At 64.7% G+C, this 16,515-nt stretch carries 27 protein-coding genes; 6 read left to right on the top strand and 21 right to left on the bottom strand.

What is annotated here, in order from left to right:
• Window positions 1-187 precede the first annotated feature (187 nt).
• The 16 genes from ACSQ3Q_RS12445 to ACSQ3Q_RS12370 all read right to left on the bottom strand — a co-directional run bounded on the left by ACSQ3Q_RS12445 (window position 188) and on the right by ACSQ3Q_RS12370 (window position 7,659).
• Window positions 188-760, bottom strand: coding sequence for a hypothetical protein (locus tag ACSQ3Q_RS12445; protein ID WP_436134681.1), 573 nt, complete (start codon window positions 758-760; stop codon window positions 188-190).
• Window positions 757-1,290 (bottom strand): hypothetical protein, encoded by a 534-nt coding sequence (locus ACSQ3Q_RS12440; protein WP_436134680.1) that lies wholly within the window; start codon window positions 1,288-1,290, stop codon window positions 757-759. The genes ACSQ3Q_RS12445 and ACSQ3Q_RS12440 overlap by 4 nt, the downstream gene beginning before the upstream one ends.
• Window positions 1,283-1,684, bottom strand: a complete 402-nt coding sequence (locus ACSQ3Q_RS12435; RefSeq protein WP_436134679.1) for a hypothetical protein — start codon at window positions 1,682-1,684, stop codon at window positions 1,283-1,285. The genes ACSQ3Q_RS12440 and ACSQ3Q_RS12435 overlap by 8 nt, the downstream gene beginning before the upstream one ends.
• A complete protein-coding gene (locus ACSQ3Q_RS12430) occupies window positions 1,663-1,911 on the bottom strand; it encodes a hypothetical protein (protein ID WP_436134678.1) in 249 nt (82 codons plus the stop codon). The genes ACSQ3Q_RS12435 and ACSQ3Q_RS12430 overlap by 22 nt, the downstream gene beginning before the upstream one ends.
• Window positions 1,912-1,913: 2 nt before the next feature.
• Window positions 1,914-2,195 (bottom strand): hypothetical protein, encoded by a 282-nt coding sequence (locus tag ACSQ3Q_RS12425; RefSeq protein WP_436134677.1) that lies wholly within the window; start codon window positions 2,193-2,195, stop codon window positions 1,914-1,916.
• Window positions 2,196-2,197: 2 nt separating this feature from the next.
• The gene (locus ACSQ3Q_RS12420; RefSeq protein ID WP_436134676.1) at window positions 2,198-3,037 is read right to left on the bottom strand and encodes a major capsid protein P2; all 840 of its coding nucleotides are present in this window, start codon (window positions 3,035-3,037) and stop codon (window positions 2,198-2,200) included.
• An 11-nt stretch (window positions 3,038-3,048) separates the two neighbouring features.
• A complete protein-coding gene (locus tag ACSQ3Q_RS12415; RefSeq protein ID WP_436134675.1) occupies window positions 3,049-3,213 on the bottom strand; it encodes a hypothetical protein in 165 nt (54 codons plus the stop codon).
• A 94-nt stretch (window positions 3,214-3,307) separates the two neighbouring features.
• On the bottom strand, window positions 3,308-3,955 hold the full coding sequence (locus ACSQ3Q_RS12410; RefSeq protein WP_436134674.1) for a hypothetical protein: 648 nt from the start codon (window positions 3,953-3,955) through the stop codon (window positions 3,308-3,310).
• Window positions 3,952-4,389 carry a hypothetical protein gene (locus ACSQ3Q_RS12405; protein WP_436134673.1) on the bottom strand — a complete coding sequence of 146 codons (438 nt, stop codon included), beginning with the start codon at window positions 4,387-4,389 and terminating at the stop codon, window positions 3,952-3,954. The genes ACSQ3Q_RS12410 and ACSQ3Q_RS12405 overlap by 4 nt, the downstream gene beginning before the upstream one ends.
• 3 nt (window positions 4,390-4,392) lie before the next feature.
• Window positions 4,393-4,683 (bottom strand): hypothetical protein, encoded by a 291-nt coding sequence (locus tag ACSQ3Q_RS12400; protein WP_436134672.1) that lies wholly within the window; start codon window positions 4,681-4,683, stop codon window positions 4,393-4,395.
• A gap of 4 nt (window positions 4,684-4,687) precedes the next feature.
• The gene (locus ACSQ3Q_RS12395) at window positions 4,688-4,894 is read right to left on the bottom strand and encodes a hypothetical protein (RefSeq protein ID WP_436134671.1); all 207 of its coding nucleotides are present in this window, start codon (window positions 4,892-4,894) and stop codon (window positions 4,688-4,690) included.
• Complete coding sequence (locus ACSQ3Q_RS12390) at window positions 4,894-5,700, bottom strand: DNA adenine methylase (RefSeq protein WP_436134670.1); 807 nt, start codon at window positions 5,698-5,700, stop codon at window positions 4,894-4,896. Before ACSQ3Q_RS12390 ends, ACSQ3Q_RS12395 begins: the two co-directional genes overlap by 1 nt.
• On the bottom strand, window positions 5,700-6,803 hold the full coding sequence (locus ACSQ3Q_RS12385; protein ID WP_436134669.1) for a protein rep: 1,104 nt from the start codon (window positions 6,801-6,803) through the stop codon (window positions 5,700-5,702). Before ACSQ3Q_RS12385 ends, ACSQ3Q_RS12390 begins: the two co-directional genes overlap by 1 nt.
• 236 nt (window positions 6,804-7,039) lie before the next feature.
• Window positions 7,040-7,297, bottom strand: a complete 258-nt coding sequence (locus tag ACSQ3Q_RS12380; protein WP_436134668.1) for a hypothetical protein — start codon at window positions 7,295-7,297, stop codon at window positions 7,040-7,042.
• The gene (locus ACSQ3Q_RS12375; protein ID WP_436134667.1) at window positions 7,294-7,497 is read right to left on the bottom strand and encodes a hypothetical protein; all 204 of its coding nucleotides are present in this window, start codon (window positions 7,495-7,497) and stop codon (window positions 7,294-7,296) included. The genes ACSQ3Q_RS12380 and ACSQ3Q_RS12375 overlap by 4 nt, the downstream gene beginning before the upstream one ends.
• 3 nt (window positions 7,498-7,500) lie before the next feature.
• Window positions 7,501-7,659: a hypothetical protein gene (locus ACSQ3Q_RS12370; protein WP_436134666.1), complete on the bottom strand. Its 159-nt coding sequence runs from the start codon at window positions 7,657-7,659 to the stop codon at window positions 7,501-7,503.
• A 229-nt stretch (window positions 7,660-7,888) separates the two neighbouring features.
• Here ACSQ3Q_RS12370 and ACSQ3Q_RS12365 point away from each other — a divergent pair, with 229 nt between their 5' ends.
• Window positions 7,889-8,275 (top strand): hypothetical protein, encoded by a 387-nt coding sequence (locus ACSQ3Q_RS12365; RefSeq protein WP_436134665.1) that lies wholly within the window; start codon window positions 7,889-7,891, stop codon window positions 8,273-8,275.
• A 71-nt stretch (window positions 8,276-8,346) separates the two neighbouring features.
• A complete protein-coding gene (locus ACSQ3Q_RS12360; RefSeq protein ID WP_436134664.1) occupies window positions 8,347-9,150 on the top strand; it encodes an SDR family NAD(P)-dependent oxidoreductase in 804 nt (267 codons plus the stop codon).
• 250 nt (window positions 9,151-9,400) lie between these two features.
• Here the strand turns inward: ACSQ3Q_RS12360 and ACSQ3Q_RS12355 are convergent, their stop codons facing one another.
• Genes ACSQ3Q_RS12355 through ACSQ3Q_RS12340 form a run of 4 tightly spaced genes read right to left on the bottom strand, consistent with a single transcriptional unit; the run spans window position 9,401 to window position 13,193 of the window.
• Complete coding sequence (locus tag ACSQ3Q_RS12355; RefSeq protein WP_436134663.1) at window positions 9,401-10,834, bottom strand: MATE family efflux transporter; 1,434 nt, start codon at window positions 10,832-10,834, stop codon at window positions 9,401-9,403.
• The gene (locus ACSQ3Q_RS12350; protein WP_436134662.1) at window positions 10,831-11,349 is read right to left on the bottom strand and encodes a MaoC family dehydratase; all 519 of its coding nucleotides are present in this window, start codon (window positions 11,347-11,349) and stop codon (window positions 10,831-10,833) included. Before ACSQ3Q_RS12350 ends, ACSQ3Q_RS12355 begins: the two co-directional genes overlap by 4 nt.
• Window positions 11,350-11,392: 43 nt before the next feature.
• Entirely contained in the window at window positions 11,393-12,712 is a 1,320-nt protein-coding gene (locus ACSQ3Q_RS12345) for an MFS transporter (RefSeq protein WP_436134661.1), read from the bottom strand.
• On the bottom strand, window positions 12,702-13,193 hold the full coding sequence (locus ACSQ3Q_RS12340) for a MarR family winged helix-turn-helix transcriptional regulator (protein WP_436134660.1): 492 nt from the start codon (window positions 13,191-13,193) through the stop codon (window positions 12,702-12,704). Before ACSQ3Q_RS12340 ends, ACSQ3Q_RS12345 begins: the two co-directional genes overlap by 11 nt.
• A 242-nt stretch (window positions 13,194-13,435) precedes the next feature.
• Between ACSQ3Q_RS12340 and ACSQ3Q_RS12335 the strand changes: the two genes are divergently transcribed.
• Both ACSQ3Q_RS12335 and gloA read left to right on the top strand, forming a co-directional pair.
• Window positions 13,436-13,987, top strand: a complete 552-nt coding sequence (locus ACSQ3Q_RS12335) for a PaaI family thioesterase (RefSeq protein ID WP_436134659.1) — start codon at window positions 13,436-13,438, stop codon at window positions 13,985-13,987.
• Entirely contained in the window at window positions 13,984-14,397 is a 414-nt protein-coding gene (gene gloA / locus ACSQ3Q_RS12330; protein ID WP_436134658.1) for a lactoylglutathione lyase, read from the top strand. Before ACSQ3Q_RS12335 ends, gloA begins: the two co-directional genes overlap by 4 nt.
• A 127-nt stretch (window positions 14,398-14,524) precedes the next feature.
• Here gloA and ACSQ3Q_RS12325 read toward each other — a convergent pair whose 3' ends face one another.
• Window positions 14,525-15,043: an OmpA family protein gene (locus ACSQ3Q_RS12325; protein ID WP_436134657.1), complete on the bottom strand. Its 519-nt coding sequence runs from the start codon at window positions 15,041-15,043 to the stop codon at window positions 14,525-14,527.
• A gap of 122 nt (window positions 15,044-15,165) precedes the next feature.
• Between ACSQ3Q_RS12325 and ACSQ3Q_RS12320 the strand changes: the two genes are divergently transcribed.
• The gene (locus tag ACSQ3Q_RS12320) at window positions 15,166-15,759 is read left to right on the top strand and encodes a gamma-glutamylcyclotransferase (protein WP_436134656.1); all 594 of its coding nucleotides are present in this window, start codon (window positions 15,166-15,168) and stop codon (window positions 15,757-15,759) included.
• A gap of 154 nt (window positions 15,760-15,913) precedes the next feature.
• Window positions 15,914-16,441: a superoxide dismutase family protein gene (locus ACSQ3Q_RS12315; RefSeq protein ID WP_436134655.1), complete on the top strand. Its 528-nt coding sequence runs from the start codon at window positions 15,914-15,916 to the stop codon at window positions 16,439-16,441.
• Window positions 16,442-16,515 lie beyond the last annotated feature (74 nt).

Below are 16,515 nucleotides of genomic sequence, written 5' to 3'. Positions count from 1 at the left end.
GCCGCACCACGTAAGAGGTCCCAGACATTGGCGTTGTGAAAACTACGTCATAAAGGCCGACACCCGTCCGAGTCACTGAAGCGATATTCAGACCCCGAACTAATGCGCCTGCCGATGTGATGTACGCATAGGCCTTGAGGTTCAAGCCCGGCAGGCCGCCCGCTGATCCAGATGAAATAGGCATGCTTCAGCCCTCCACCGTCACGATGTTGGCGTTGCTGGGGATATCCCCGATGGCCCGGACTTCCTGCGTGGTGCACACGCCGCCCGGCAGCTCGTAAGAGCCGCCAGGGATGATGCGCACGCCGTTCGCCACCGTGGCCGCACCGGCACCAAAGGAGATGTACAGATTGCCCGCGGTGTCCTTGTTTTGGATCAGCAGGTACTGGCGCGCCGCATTGGCCGCGAGTAGCTGCGCGCTGGCGTTGGTCACCGTCTTGTTCAGGTTGGAGAAGGCCGAGGAACGCGGCACCACCATCTGAGACACAGTGACAGAGCCCGCCAGGCCGTCGATGAACTTCTCATCGCCGATGAACAGGCGGATGTTGTTGCTGGAGCCCGAAACGTCGGTGATCTCCAGGCGCTGGAAGGGCGTCGTTTCGAGGCCCTGGCCAGCAATCAGACCCTTGAGGGTGCCCCACTCGGCGCGCATGTCCACGGCGCCATCGGCGGCGAGGATTTTGAAATATTCCCCGCTCACTTGGAGCTGGTACACGCTGTTTGCGGGCACCGAGAAGGTGTAAATGGCCGATGGTTTCATTTTTTCACCGCAGCAAAGGCGACGACGGCCATGGCCAGCACGGCGCCGATCAGAATCTTGTCGGTCAGGGCGCCCCGGCCCTTGGCGTCGGCGTAGGCATCCTTGACCATCGCGCCCACGTATTCCGAGGCGTTGAACGCTTTGTTCATCGCCGAGGTGGCAAGGCCCAGAGAGCCGCCCAGGGCATCGCCCGCGAAGTTGTAGGCGTTGCGCTGCGCGGTGTTGTTGGTGGACTCGGCAAAAGCCAGGGCATCGCTGTTGGCATCGAGCGCCGCATTCAGCGCTTTGCCCCCAAACCCGAGCGCCGCCATGACGGTCTCCCCCGCGAAATCGATGGTCTGGCCACCGAAGCCGAAGGCCGCTTTGCCCGCGTCATTGCCATAGGCAAATGCAGCGTTCACCGCGCCGTTGTCCAGCGTGTTGATGGTGATGGAAGAGCCACCTTCGGCCGACGCCCCGCCCTGCCCGATCACCCTGCGGTTGTCGGTCTGGTTGGTGCTCTGCGAGGTGTCGCTGTTGCTTTCAGACATGGATTGCTTTCGTCATCACGGAGCCAGTGCGCTCCCACCCTTGGCGGATGCACTGGCGTTCAATGTGTTCTCGGGCGGTGGTCATGGCGAGGACGCTGGCGCCGAAGCAGCGGGCGGTGGCCATCAGCGCCTGGTCGAACGCTGCACCGTGCAGACGATCCCCCTGGCTCACGAGGCCCACCACATCCAGGCGTGTGCCACGACCAAAGACCACCGGCCGCAGGGCCACCAGCGCACGCTGGCCGCCGTCTGCGAAGGTGAAGAGGTGCGCGCCACGCAGCGCCTCGTGAGGGTTGGCCAAGCCGCCCCACGGGCTGGCCTCGACCGATGGACGCATGGCCTCCACGGCCTCGGGCGTCCAGTCGGTGGCGGTTACTTCTTGAGGAAGTACCACGCGGCGACCCCTGCAGCGATCAGCCACCAGTTGATCCCACCACCGGACGCCCCTTGCAGCGAAGTGCCAGAGCCGCCCATGTTCACGATGAAATCGCCGTTGCTCGCGCCGAAGTGCGCGCCGCGTTGGTCCATGCCCGAGCTGGCCGAGCTACTGAGCTGCAGCGGGGGCAAGCCCATGCCGAAGCCCAGGCTTCCAACACCGGGTATTGCCAGGTTGAGCGCCATAGTCAGCCCTTGCGAAGCAGCAGCACAGCGGCCGCGCCCAGACCGATCAACACAACCATGGGCGAGATGAACACGCCGCCGTTGCGAGAGATCGTGACAGGCCGGCCCTCGATAGCCACGCCGTTGGGGCCGATGGATTGGAACTGCCCGGGGATGCTCCACGAGTAGCCATCCTGGCCCTGCACAGCCTGGTCATAGCCAGCAAGCGCGCCAGAGAACGCCCCGACAAACATCCGGAGCGGACGGAGGCGGTCCTGCGTTGCGATCAGTTCCGCTTCGTTCATGGTCAGAACGGTGCGTAAGGGATCAGCTCTTCGGTCTCGATGGTGATGGTTTCACCGGCCGAGAACGTGCCGTAGAAGATGGCAGAGGCCACGCCGACCGCCTTGCGGGTGTCCCAGGTGCGGCCGGACATTTGGCCATCTTGCACAGGGTCAAACACCACGAGGTTGGCCTGCGGCACGCGGAAGTTGTCCTTCTGCGATGCCTCGTTTTCCAGCTTCGAGAACTCGTATTCGTTGATACCCTCGCGCACCGTCTTGATGCCGGTCATGTTGGCGCTGTAGAAGTACACACGACGGTAGTTGCTGCCGCCGCCCGAGGGCTCGATGTGAGGGATCAGCATGGAGAACGTGCCCGCGCCGCCGATCACCTGCGTGGCGCGATGGCGCCGGGCGATCAGCGGGCGGATGTAGACCTCGGCCGGGTCATTGGTGGGCGGCGAGACGTCGGCCAGGCCCTTGATGGTGGGCGAGGTGGCGCCGGCAATGGTCACTTCGAGGCGAATGGTCTCGATGCCCGAGCCCTGGCTCAGGTCGATGGAACCCGCCTGGCGTGCGTTGGGTGTCACGGCCTTGCGGTCCATGAAGTCGATTTTGAGGATGGTCGCATCGACGGCGCCACCCATGTACAGATTCGACGCATCGAGCTTGGAGCCATCCGATTCCCAGATCGTCTTGGCGTTGGCCTTGAGCTCGATCTTGGTGATCATCGACTTGGTGAAGGTGCCACCCAGCGTGAGGGTGATTTTCTCCAGAACCGAGCCCTTGAGCTTGATCAGGTCGGAGATCGCGACACCAGAGGCGACGACGTTTTGAAACGGATCAAGAGGTACTTGCTTGTTCATAGCGGCCCCGATCAGTTCAGCGCGTCGGAGATGTAGGGCACTTGGCGCGCCACGATCACGCCGGCAACACCCAGCGCCATGGTGCGCGCTGCGGGGTTGTCGATGAACTTGTAGGCTGCGAAGCAACCGCCCAGCGCGATTGCAATTTTGGTGAGCTGGGAAGTGGTCAGGTTCATGTCGGGGCCTCAGGCATCCGGGGTTGTTGAAACGATGCCCCGATGAAAACCTGTGCCCGACAAAAAAGAAAATCCGCCCCCTAAGGCGGACCGCCTAAGGCGCCTGTTTTGGACCCTTGGAGCGGGTCGAAAATTTGATGACGCCGCGTGTTATTTCTGCCGACGTGTCGCGTTTTTCCAACCAATGCAGGGGTTCAAGGCCGCTGATCTCGGCCGCGTTGATGCCCCACTGTTGCGCAAAGGACTTGGCCGCCGCGATGTTGCCCAGGCGGCCGGTGTGGATCAGGTCGCAGTTGTTCAGAAAGGACTTGTCCACTTCGGTGGGCGTCTGGCTCGCGCCGATGATGCTGATCGACTTGGTGCCGTTCTCATAGCGCCTGCCCACGTTGACGATCTTTTTCCAGGCCGCCGGTGCGTGGCTGGCCTTGGTCACCTCGGCCAGCTCGTCGACGAACAGCACCACATTGCCCTCACGCCATGCCAGCTCGCAGAAGCGGGCGAACTGCTCGTGCGGGTTGAAGTCGTGGTTCATCAGGTAGCGCGCCTTGAACGCCTTGCCCTTGCACGCCCGCACGAACGCGCCGAAATCGGTGAAGGGCTGGCCAACCCCGTTCAGCATGTCATCGTGCTTGGGGTCCCAGACCATCAGCCGGGGCGGCTTGATGGCTGCAAGCTGCTGCACGACCCATGCGGTTTTTCCGGTACCGGTGGCACCGAACGCGGCCCAGCGGAATGGCTTCACGTGGGCGCCTTCACAGGCACGGCCTCGATAGTGCGCGAGTGCTTCTCGACGGCAGACACGTAGCCCATGGCCAGGGGCACCAATGCCACCACCAGCATTGCCAGCTCGGGGTTGCGACCGGCCAGCGCGGTGATGCGCTCCATGTACTTTTGCAGGACCGGCGCCGCTGCGTCGGCAGGGCCGCGCAGCACTTCGTCCGGCCACTCCTCCAGGATCTCCGGCATGCTTTTGGAGATGGCGGAGCGCAGGGCGCGCAGGCCGGCAAACACGATCTTGGAGACACCCAGGCTCACGGCCTGCAGCATCTGCGCCTCTTGCTGCGCGGCCTCGTCGGCTTCGGCTTGCTGCTGCTCTTGCGCGGGGCCCTTGGGCGCGTCCACCGGAGTGAACACGGCGTTTTCCAGGGGGTCGATGGCTTCGGTTTTGGCGGTCATGGGCTATCCCAGCAGGGTTGCGGATTTGCGGGCATTGGCGGTGGCGCCCAGCGGCGGGTTTTGTGGATCGCCCGGGGGGACCGGTACCGGTGCGGCAACCGGGCCCGGCGCGCTCTCGATGCTGCGCAGCCACTTCTTTTCACACGCGCCGCCGACGTGCGCGTAGCCGTTGTGGCCGCAGTCGTCGGCGTCACACTCGTAGTTCAGCATGCCGCCCGCCGTCCGATGGAACGTGACGCGGTCGCCGCACATAGGGCACTTGCCGCGCCCCACTCGCTCGGACTTGCGGGCCATGGCTTTACAGCGCCCGCAGGTCGGAAGCGTCGAACACCAGAAGCTCTTCTGGCTGCGCTGGCTGATCCTCTGTCTCAGGCGTTGCATCCAGCATCACCGGCACCTCGTTTTCGGCATATCCGTTGGTGTCGGCGACCTTGCCGGCGCGGCCGAAATTCTCGTGATCCTCGTTTTTGACCTGCACGTTGTTCCAGGTGTTGAATTGACGCATCAGCGTTCTCCAGTTGAATGCCGGGGACCGCCCGGCGCGGGGTCCAAGGCCTGCCCCGCCGCTGCTGGCGATGGGATCCCACCGTCAACAGCGGCGAGGCTGGCCATGATGAATTGGCGCTCTAGATCCGGCATCGCCAGAACGCGCTGTACCCAGCGGCCGGCCTTGCGCTTGATGCGTTCGCGTTCCCGGAAGCTGCCGCCGATGTAGCGCAGGTCATGGGGAACGATGGTCGACGGGTCGTAGTTGGTCCACAGGGATTCAGTGGCTGGGCCGCGCCGGGTCATTGCCGTGAAGTCCAGGCGATGCCAGCTCGAGCTGGCTGCAGCCTCGTCATACATGGCGCTTCGGTACCCGGACAGCGCCCAGCACGCGCCGCGATCGGACAGCGCCGGCAGCAGCGATGTGACCAGGTGGTGATGCGTGGCGTCGTCCAGCTCGAACCGGTACAGGCTGACATCCTTGCGCGTGCTGTGCAGATAAGGCGGGTCTAGGTAAAAAAACCACCCGACCAGGTCATCACCCATCGTCAGGTTTTGCAGCACCGGTACTGCATCGGCGCAGATGAAGTCAGCTGCTGGCATCGCCGCCTGCAGCTTTGCCAGCTGCGCGGGGTCGCGCTCGATCAGGATGGTGGTGGGTGCCGGCGCGATGCGCCTGGCGATGGCGGCCGAACCTGCGAAGGGTTCGACGTAGGTGTGATGCCGGGGAATCGCGCTGATGATGGTTTGGTACACGCCGGCGCCGTTTTTGCCGCCCGGGTAGCGCAGTACTGCATCGGCGCTGGTGTTGGTGCTCGATGCCATCAACCCTCCACCAGGTCGGGGACGAAAAAGTAGCTGTGATCGGTGATGCGCAGGCGGTCGACCAGGATGTCCCCCCTGCCCTGCCTTCCCCCGAACTCGGCGGCGGCGGCCACCCAGTCATCAATGAGCTGCTGGGGATCCTCGCGGTGGCCGTGCTCGGCGACAAAGGCCAGGAAGTCGCCCAGGCGGCCGAAGCGCGTGAGCACCTGCAGCTGCTCTTGCTCGATGGTTCCCACCTGGTGTTCGTCGTCAAGGGTGAGTTCGGGCTCGGCCGCGGCTTCGTCGTCGTCGATCTCATCGATGCCGAAGTGGTCCTTGAGGCCGCGCGACCAGGTCAGCATGCGGCGCCCGTCGAACTCGGCCACGAACTCGCGGAAGGCGCAGATGGCGTGCCCATCACCACCCCGGGCCAGCTCCAATAGCTGGAAGGGGGTGTAGTGCTCGCGCGCGCCCCAGTTGTCGCGCTTGCCGATCTTGGCGTGGCTGCTGGTGAGTTCCGAGGACATGCCCCAGGTCTCATCGTGGCCCCACTTGGCGATGTAGTCCGCCGCGTCCTTGCCGCCCCGCACGTCCAATGCGTACTGGCCGGCCCAGTTGCGGTTGCTGGCGTCCACGAGGCCGCGCTTTTCCAGCAGGCGCACCCAGTGGCCGCGCAAATGCTCGATGGCCGGGCTCGTGAGGCGGCCGGCGTCGTCGGCCGGGCCCTCGGCGAAGGCGCCGGCATCGCAAAACACGAGCATGTGCAGGTGTGGGTGCCAGCCGTTCGCGCCGCCATAGGTGACTTCCAGGCTGTTGACCACGCCGACTTTGTTGGCCAGCTCCATCACCGCTTTCCACTTCCTGCAGTTCTGGAACGACTGGCGGGCCTTGCCGAAAGGCTCCATCAGATCGGCCAGCGTCTGGCCCACGTAGTGCGGAAAGGTGAAGGTCAGCAGGTAGGCGTGCCCACCAGCGGCCACGTGGGCCACCATGGCGTGCTGCAGCTCGCGGCGGCGCTGCTCGGCCACCTTGGCGGCGCACACGGGGCAAGCCCAGACGCTGCCGCAGGTCTTGACTTTGCCCAGCCGGGCCCGGCCGCCGTCGAGCTTCCGGAAAACCGGCATGGCCACATCGTCGATCACATGCCGGTGGCACCACACAGTGCGGTGTTGGGCTTTCGGTTCCAGGTTTTTGACGAACAGGATGGATTGCGAGGTCCTGAGGGCCGTGTGACGCCGGCGCAGGCCATTGCGCCGTGTATCGAGCTTCTCCTGTAGGCCCCCGCCGTGTGTATGGATTTCGCGTGTATACCGAGACTGCGCGACACCCCCGCGCGGGGTGTCCTGAGACGCTGCGCCCATCACATGGCCTCCAGTGCTGCGCGACGAGCGACAGCGGCCTCAATGGCCTCTTCCAGGGCCACGACAGCGATACCGATGGGGCAGACCACCGGGTAGTCGTTGCAAGCGCGCATGCGGGCCTCACGCAGGTACATCCGCGCGATATCGAGGCAGTGCATGGAGTTGTGGATCTCTTTGGCCAGAACGGCCGGAGGAAGGGTGATGCCGGCTAGGCCGTCCACCGGAACCCGCTTGGCGGGCGTGGCGACGGCGCTCATGGGGCCAGGTCGCCAGCGGCAGCGATCAGCCCCATGCCCAGCATGTAGGCATCTGCCTTAGACAGGGCGTCCGAGATAACCATGGGCCCCTGCCGCACGATCAGTTGCACGCGTTCCTGAGGAAGGCCGCCTAGGACGGGGACAAGCTGGGGGGATGCGGTGATGGCTCGCCCGTGAGCCGTTTTGACGGTGGTGGCCATGGTCTAGACCTCCACCGCGACGAGGTTGCCGAAGTCGTCTACGACAGCGGTGCCAAATCCACAGTGGGGGCCTTCGCCGAAGAAGGCCTTGCCGACCCTGCCGTGGGCCACGACGAAGAAATATCGGTAGTCGAAGTGGTAGCGGATGAACGCTGAGGACATGTGGCGCTTTCAAACGGTCCAGCGCCTCGGAAGGGTGTCCCCCGATCAGCTAGAAACCGGGTGAAAGCGCCAGCCCGCCAGGTTGTGGGTGCAGACCGGGGGACGGCGCGATTTAACTGCATGCATGCAATATCGTCAAGCATGCGGCTAACCAATCCCCCTGTTGCATGCGTTGCCGTCACGCACTACATTGCCTCCCCTAAGGCATGTTGCCTAAGGAAGCCAGCCCATGAAGACCCTCGAATACCTCGCCGCCGTGAAGGCAAAACGCAACATCACCAGCGACTACAAGCTGTCTAAGGCGCTCAACGTGCCATCCAGCTTGATTGCGAAATACCAGGCCGGCAAAGTTGTTCCGGGCCCCCTCGTCGCGTTCAAGATCGCGGAAATATTGGGGGATCAGCCAGCGGCCGTGATCGCGGACTTCGAACTTGAGCGCGCCGAGAAGACCGAGAAAACCGACGACGCGGAGGAGTGGCGGGGGTTTGTAAAGAAACTCGGCGGGGCCGCCGCGAGCATTTTGCTTGTAATGGGTTTGGGCGGATTCTCTAATGCTGACGCGAGGTTAGATAATCGTTCTAATAATCAACTTGATATACATCGTATAAAGTCATAAGCAGCGTCCAGTCGGGTCGCCAAGGCCAAGCTCCCAAGTCCGCCTTCATGCCATCTGGCTACCATTCACCCATGACCATTCCAAACACCTTCGCTCCCACCCGCCCATCCTCCGTCCACTTCGGCCACCAAGGCCGTGTCTGCATCGTCACCGGCGGCGCGCAAGGGATTGGTGAAGCCTGCGTGCGCCGCTTTGCCGCCGAAGGTGCCAAGCCGGTGATCGTGGATGTGGACGACAGCCGCGGCCAGGCGCTGGCTCAGGAGCTGGGTGCACTTTATGTGCGCTGCGACGTGGGCGACAAGGCGCAGGTGGATGCGCTAGTGGCGCAGACCTTGGCGGCGCACGGGCGGATTGATGTGCTGGTGAACAACGCCGGTATTTTTCGGGCGGCGGACTTTCTGGAGGTGACCGAGGCGGATTTTGATGCGGTGCTTCGCGTCAACCTCAAGGGCTCGTTTCTGGTCGGCCAGGCGGTCGCGCGGGCCATGGTGGCCACGGGTGGCGGCTCAATCATCAACATGAGTTCGGTCAACGGCGTGCTGACGATTCCCAGCATCTCCAGCTACAACGTGAGCAAAGGCGGCGTGAATCAACTCACCCGTGTCATGGCGCTGGCCCTGGCTGACCAGAACATCCGCGTGAACGCGGTGGCGCCCGGCACCATCGCCACCGAGCTCGCCGCCAAGGCCGTGCTGACCAGCGATGACGCCAAGAACCGCATCTTGAGCCGTACGCCGATGAAGCGCCTGGGCGAGCCCTCCGAGATTGCCGATGTGGTCGCTTGGCTGGCCAGCGACGCGGCGAGCTACGTCACGGGCGAGATCGTGACCGTGGACGGCGGCCGCATGACGCTCAACTACACGGTGCCGGTCTGAGGACACTGCTCACGGATCAGCGTGGTGCGAATCCGCGGCCTCGGGGTCTGCGGCGGGCTCTGTCGCGCTGTCAAAACAGTGTCGCTGTGGCTGCGCTTCACGTGGTGCTATCGCCCATCCGCGAGACCTCAATTCAACCGATTCGCCCAAAGGTTCGCTCGCACTGCAAGGCAAAAATTCCGATGTGCTACTAAATTAATAGCTATTAGCGTTTATGTGTCAAGCGCTAGAGCCTGTTTTTACTCATATTTCAAGCCTGCGAGACCCTGCTAAGCAAGCCCGACATGCTGCGCGGCCAGCCCACCCGCCCAAACCAGGCGCCGCCGGCAATCGCCCAGGCGTTGATCACCCCGTAGAGCACCAGCGCTGCGCCCTGCGCGGCAAACACGGCGGTCAGGCCACCGCCCCAGCGCAGCGCCAGCCAGCCGCCCGTTACTGCCACGACCAGCCGGGCGATGTTGCCGATCACCGGCCACAACAAACGCCCTGCCCCTTGTGATGCGAAGTACAGCACCAGCCCCAACCCGAAGAAGCCATAGACCGGCCCGACGGTGCGCAGGTACAGCGCGCCCGCGTCCAGCATGGCGGGATCGCTGTTGAAAAGCCGCAGCCACGTGCCCGGATAGGCAGCGGCCCACAGGCCGATGGCCTCAGCCATCGCAAACGCCATCCCGGCACCGATCCAGGTGGCGCGCAGGGCCCGCTCACGCTGGCCGGCGCCGATGCAGGTGCCGACCATGGCCACCAGCGGTGCGCCCAGGCCGAACACGAGCGGTACCAATAGATATTCAAGCCGCGACGCCGTGCCATAGCCCGCGATGGCCGCCGTGCCGAAGCCGCCGACCAGCGCGGTCGTCACGCCAATCGCCAGGTTGGTGGCCACGGTCGACACCGTTCCGACCAACCCCACCCGCAAGATGTCCTTGAACAGCGTCCAGCGAAAACGGATGTGCGCAAACGAGGGGCGCAGCAGGCTCCGTGGCGACCACAGGTAGCCCGCCAGCACCACACTGCCCACTGCGTAGTACGCCATCAGCGCCAGCGCCCCGCCCGCAATGCCCAGGCCTGGCACCGGGCCCCAGCCAAAGATGAGCAGCGGCGACAGCGGCAGCAGCACGAACGCGCCCAGCACCGTCACATACGCGGGCACGGCCATATTGCCCGTGCCGCGGATCACGGCCGAGAGCGTGTTGAACAGCCAAACCAGGAAAGCACCCGCAAACACCCAGTTGGAGTAGACCAACGCCGCCTCCAGCGCGCCGCCCGTGCCTCCCATGCGGGTGTAGAGCCAGCGCCCTCCTCCCACCACCGACACGGTAAAGACCAGCGCGAACACCGCGGCAATCACCAGAGCGTGCAGCACCAGCGCATCGGCGTCATCCCGTCGGCGCGCGCCCAGCGCCCGCGCAATCGCCGATGCGATGCCGCCGCCCATGGCGCCCGCCGATGTCATCTGCATCAGCATGACCACCGGGAATACCAGCGCCATGCCAGCCAGCGCATCGGTGCCGAGCTTGCCGACAAAGTAGGTTTCGATCAGGCCCACGCCGGCCTGCGCCAGCATGACCAGCACATTGGGCATGGCCAGGCGCAGCAAGGTGGGGGCGATGGGTGCCTCGAGCAGCATGCGGGTGCGCGCATCGAGTGGCGCGGGCGCTGCCGGCGCTGTGGCTGCGCCGCTCATGAAGCCGCCCCGGGCTCAGCCGCCGCGGGCCTGCGTGGCACCACGATGCGCACCGTGGAGATCTGCACCACATCGCCTTGCTGGTTGCGGGTTTCGCTGCGCAGCGTGACCATGCCGCGGTCCGGCCTGGACTTGGACGGCTGGATCTCCAGGACCTCGCTCACCACGTGCAGAACATCGGTAGCGCGCGTGGGCCGGGGCCAGCTGACTTCCGCGCCGGCGCCGATGATGCCGCCCGCAATCGGCAGGCCGGTGGTCACCTGCAGGCGCATGGTGACGGACGCCGTGTGCCAGCCGCTGGCGGCCAGGCCACCGAACAATGTGGCGCGGCCGGCTGCGTCGTCCAGGTGAAACGGCTGCGGATCGAACTGGGCCGCGAAGGCCTTGATCTGTGCCTCGTCCATGGCGTGCTCGCCACTGGTGAAGCGGTCGCCGACGGCCAGGTCGTCCAGGTACAACGGCTCGGGGGAAGCCGGCAATGCGGCGGCGGCGGCCGCGGCCAGATGAGAAGTCATGGCAGATTGCTTTCAGCGGTGAGGAGGATGGGAGTGGCTCAGATCAGGCCGCGGCAGCCACCGTGCGGCGTGCCAGCGGTGCCTCGCGGATGGGCAGGTTCACCAGCGCCGCGCCCGCGGCCAGCGCGATGTCGATGTACCAGACCCAGTCGTAACTGCCCGTGGCCTGGAAGACGCTGCCGCCCAGGTACGCGCCCAAAAAACCGCCGATCTGGTGCGACAACATCACCACGCCAAACAGCATTGCCATGTTGGCCGTGCCGAACATCTTGGCGACCAGCCCGGCCGTGGGCGGCACGGTGGAGAGGAACGTCACGCCCATTACCGCCGCAAAAACCATGACCACCGGGGCCGTCTTGGGGGCGAACAAAAAGACCAGGACCGCCACAGCGCGCGTGGCATACAGCAGCGACAGCAGCGACTTCATGCGCCAGCGCCCCACGGCCCAGCCCATGGCCAGGCTGCCCACAATGTTGAAGAGGCCGATCACCGCCAGCGCCCAGCCACCCACTTCAGGAGGCAATCCGCACGCGGCAATGACACCCGGCAGGTGCGTGGCCAAAAAGGCCACATGAAAACCGCACACCAGAAACCCGAGGGCCAGGTAGCGGTAGCTGGGTGTGGCCAGCGCCTGGGCCACGGCCTCGCGTGTCGTCAGCGCCTTTTGGCCCGATGCCGCGGCGGCCTGCGCAGCCATAGCGTTGGAATTGCCCTTGAGCACCCACACCGCCGGCAGCGCCAGCAGCACCAGCACACCCAGCCATTGCATGGCGCTGGCCCAACCCAGCGCAGCGGTCAGGCTGATGGCAATGGGCGCCATGATGAACTGGCCAAACGAGCCGCCCGCGTTGACGATGCCGCTGGCCAGCCCGCGCTTGTGGGCCGGCACAAGACGCGCCGTGGCGGCCATCAGCACCGACGGCCCCGCCATGCCTGCCCCGCCCGCAGCCAGCACGCCGATGGCAAAGATGAGGCCTGCGGTGGTGGTCATGTACGGCGTGATAAACGTGCCCAGCGCCACCAGTGCCACCCCCAGCAGGATCACGCGGCCGGTGCCGATGCGGTCGGCCACCGCGCCCGCAAAGGGCTGGGTCAGGCCCCACCAAAGCTGGCCAAACGCAAACGCCAGGCTGATGCTGCCAATGCCTAAAGCGGTCGAGGTATTGAGCGCCGAGAGGAACAAGCCCATGGTCTGGCGCGTGCCCATGGTGAGGGCAAACGCACCCGCAGCGGCCAGCAGCACCAGCCACAGCGCGACGGGCGCGACGGGCTTTTTTATCGGAGCGTCGTCGGGCGCGGTTGGTGGCGTCACAAAAACGTTGCCGCCGCCCAGGTTGCGAGAGGGGTGGGTTTCATTGGTCATCGCCGTGCTCCTGCTTGTCCTCCATGCTGGCCAGCAACGTCAGCGAGTCGTCCACCAGGGCATGCAGGGCGTTCACCCGCCCTGCCCCCAGGGTCTCGTTGAGGGCCAATTGCGCCACCTTCCAGCAGCGCTGCGCCTCGGCCCGCTTCTCGCGCCCGGCGTCGGTGATGTGCACCAGGCGGCTGCGTGCATCGGCGCCGGCCTCCAGCGTGACCCAGCCCGCATCCACCAGCGGGCGCAGATTGCGGGTGAGCGTGGAGGCGTCCATCTTCATCTCCGCCGCCAGATCGCCAGGGCGGATCGGCCCCAGCTTGAGCACGTGGGACAGCAGCGAATACTGCGTCGTCTTGAGCCCGCACCGGGCCATTTCGTTGTCGTAGTGCTGCGCCACGCGACGCATCAACTGGCGCAGCTTGAAGTTGGTACAGCCCTGGGGCAGCACCGTCGCAGGAGCATCATCAAAGGCGATTGGAGCTTGCATGCGGTAAATTGTATCTACAATAATTGTATATGCAAGTTATTGCAAGGGATCCTCTGCACGAATCGAGCGGCCAGTGTGCGCTGCGGATCGGGATGGGCTGCGAGGCGCAAACCGCAGCACTAGCCATAGCTATTGCGAGTATTTGCTGCGACGCAGACCGCCCGAGGCCGCAGCGCACACGGCGCGATGATTCGTGCCAAGGATCCCTAGAGTTCTTCACCCCACCCCCTCCGAGGTACCGCATGACCCAGACCCACCAACTCGAACAATGGCTCGCGCAGGAACGCGAAATCACCGCACGCCTCGAAGCTGGCGTGGGCGCGGGCGTGGCCCGGCCTGACCAGGTCGCGGGCCTCACGGGCCTGCAAGCCATGCAGGCCATGCTGCGCGGCGAGCTGCCCTACCCGCCCATTGCTCGTACGCTCGACTTCCAGTTGCTGGAAGTCGGCGAAGGCCTGGCCATCTTTCAGGGCACGCCAGGCCCGGGGCACTTGAACCCCATGGGCACGGTGCATGGTGGCTGGTTTGCCACGCTGCTCGATTCAGCCCTGGGCTGCGCGGTGCACACGCGCATGCTGGCCGGCCGCGGCTACACCACGGCCGAGCTGGGCGTGAACCTCGTCAAGGCGCTCACGCCCAAGGTGCAGCGCGTGCGCGCCGAAGGCCGGGTGATCCACTGCGGGCGCCAACTGGCCACCGCCGAGGCGCGCCTGGTCGGCCCCGACGGCACGCTGTACGCCCACGCCACCACCACCTGCCTGGTTTTTGATCTGCCTTCACAATCCAAAGGATGAGATTCCTCCACACGATGCTGCGCGTTGGCAACCTTCAACGCTCGATTGATTTCTATACCCAAGTCCTTGGCATGCAGCTGCTGCGCCAGTCCGAGAACCCCGAGTACAAATACTCGCTGGCGTTCCTGGGCTTTGATGGCGGCAACCCCGGCCAGGCCGAGATCGAGTTGACCTACAACTGGGGCACCGAGAGCTACGACCTGGGCACGGCGTACGGCCACATCGCGCTGGGGGTACCTGACGCCTACGCAGCCTGCGAAAAGATCAAGGCATCGGGCGGCAACGTGACGCGCGAGGCCGGCCCCGTCAAGGGCGGCACCACCGTCATCGCGTTCGTGACGGACCCCGACGGCTACAAGATTGAGTTGATCCAGCGTGCAGAAGGCACGGGCGGTGCAGGCCTGCGGTAGCTGGTGCTATAACTTTCATAGCCTCTCACGCTTATACATCAAGCGCTGGCGGCATTTTTGAGCAATAAGAAACCCGGCGAGGCCGGGTTTTTTTGTGGGTGCGGGCAAGAAGCCCGGCAAAGATCGTTCAGACGGCGCCCAGCGCCACTTCCACGCGGCGGGCTTCGGCGTTGCTGCCGGTGGCCGTGGTGACTTCAGGCTTCTTCAGCTCGATCTTGTCTTCCGCCACGCCCAGGCCCTTGAGCGCATCGCGCACCGCAAAGGCGCGCTGCTTGGCCAACTCGGCGTTCAGTGCCGCATCGCCCGTGGCGTCATGAAAACCCGAGACCACGGCCTTCTTGCCGTCGGCCACGCCCTTGACCACATCCGCCAGCGCCTCGTTGGCGCCCGCCGCCAGCTCGGCCTTGGCGCTGGCAAAGTAGAACTTCACGACGCCGTTTTCAACCCGCACGCTGGCAACGTCGGCCACCACGGCTGCGGCTGGCGCGCTGCTGGCCACGGCGGTGGCGCCTGGCTTGGCCGCACCCGAGGCGCCCACGCGCTTGACCACCACGGTGCCGACCACCACCGAGATGACCAGCGCGATCAAGGCAAACAGGAAACCCAGGGCAAAACGTTGTTGGCTATCGTCGTCAGAACTAGACATGGGAGATTCCTGTTGTGGTTAAAAATGAAGAATGAATGAATGAAGGCGGAGCTGCCGCGCGGCCTGCCAGTGCAAAAACCCGCAGCGCCCAAAAGCAAAGTTTTCAATTGTAGAGTGAGCCCATGACGAATCTTCCCGCGCCCCTTCGCGACCCGGCCCCCATGCTGGAACGTGCGCTCGGGGAATGGGGCGGCCACCAGGACCTGTGGGTGTTTGGTTACGGCTCGCTCATCTGGCGTCCCGATTTCGACTACGCCGAGCGCCGCCCCGCCACCGTGCATGGCTGGCACCGGGCGCTCAAGATGTGGAGCCGCATCAACCGCGGCACCCCCGAATGCCCGGGTCTCGTGTTCGGCATGCTGTCGGGCGGCAGCTGCCGCGGCATGGTGTTCCGCGTGGACAAGGCGCATGCGCGGCAGGTCATGATCAACCTGTGGCAGCGCGAGATGGTCACCGCCGTGTACGACCCGCGCTGGCTGCCCTGCCGCACACCCCATGGCACAGTGCAAGCGCTGGCGTTCACCCTCTCGCGCAAAAGCCCCAACCACACGGGCGAGCTGGCCGACCATGAGTACTGCCGCATTTTTGAAGAGGCCTGCGGGCGATTTGGCACCACCCGCGACTACGCCCAGGCCACCTACGACGAGCTGCGCAAGCATGGCATTCACGACCGCGCCCTGGCACGTTTGATTGCGCTGGCTCAAAAAGAAGCGTAGATCCTTGCTGTGTCTTCCTTCCGGGCGTACTAATGGCTATCGGGCGTGAGGAGCCATGGCAACAAAAAAATACAACTGCGACCGCCCTGCGTACCCGAACCGTTGTCACCATTGCGTGTTTTTTTGTTCATTTGTTTATCAAGGAGTGCGTCACATGAAAAATCGTTTCGGAATTGCCCTGTCAGCCCTTGCGGCCGTCACCCTGGCCGGCTGCGCGGCGTACTCGTCGTCAGGCCCCAGCGCGACCGCCAAGCTCGAACCCACACGCGGCAACACCGCCGCGGGTACGGTCACATTCGTCCAGTCGGGCGACGTTGTGAAAGTGTCGGGCTCCATCACCGGCCTCAAGCCCAATGCGGAACACGGCTTTCATGTGCATGAAAAGGGCGATTGCTCCAGTGGCGACGGCATGAGCACCGGCGGCCACTTCAACCCCGGCGGCAAGTCCCACGGCCACCACGGCATGGGCGAGCACCACACCGGCGACCTTCCCAGTCTCAAGGCCGACGCCAATGGCGCGGCCACGTTCAACTTTGAATCCAGCACGATTCGCGTGGGCAGCACCGCCAACGACATCGTTGGCAAGGGCTTGATCGTTCACCGCGACCCGGATGACTACAAGACCCAGCCCACTGGTAACGCAGGCCCGCGCTTGGCCTGCGCAGTGATCGCAGCGAAGTAAAACAAGCGCGCTGCGGAGCCGAGGGGCTGCGCAAAGCCGCGGCCTTTAGCTCACCCACACCCGCTCGCTGATGC

This window comes from Acidovorax sp. LjRoot129 (genome assembly GCF_964253765.1).
GTDB lineage: Bacteria > Pseudomonadota > Gammaproteobacteria > Burkholderiales > Burkholderiaceae_C > Acidovorax.
This window is presented reverse-complemented; position numbering and strand designations above follow the sequence as displayed.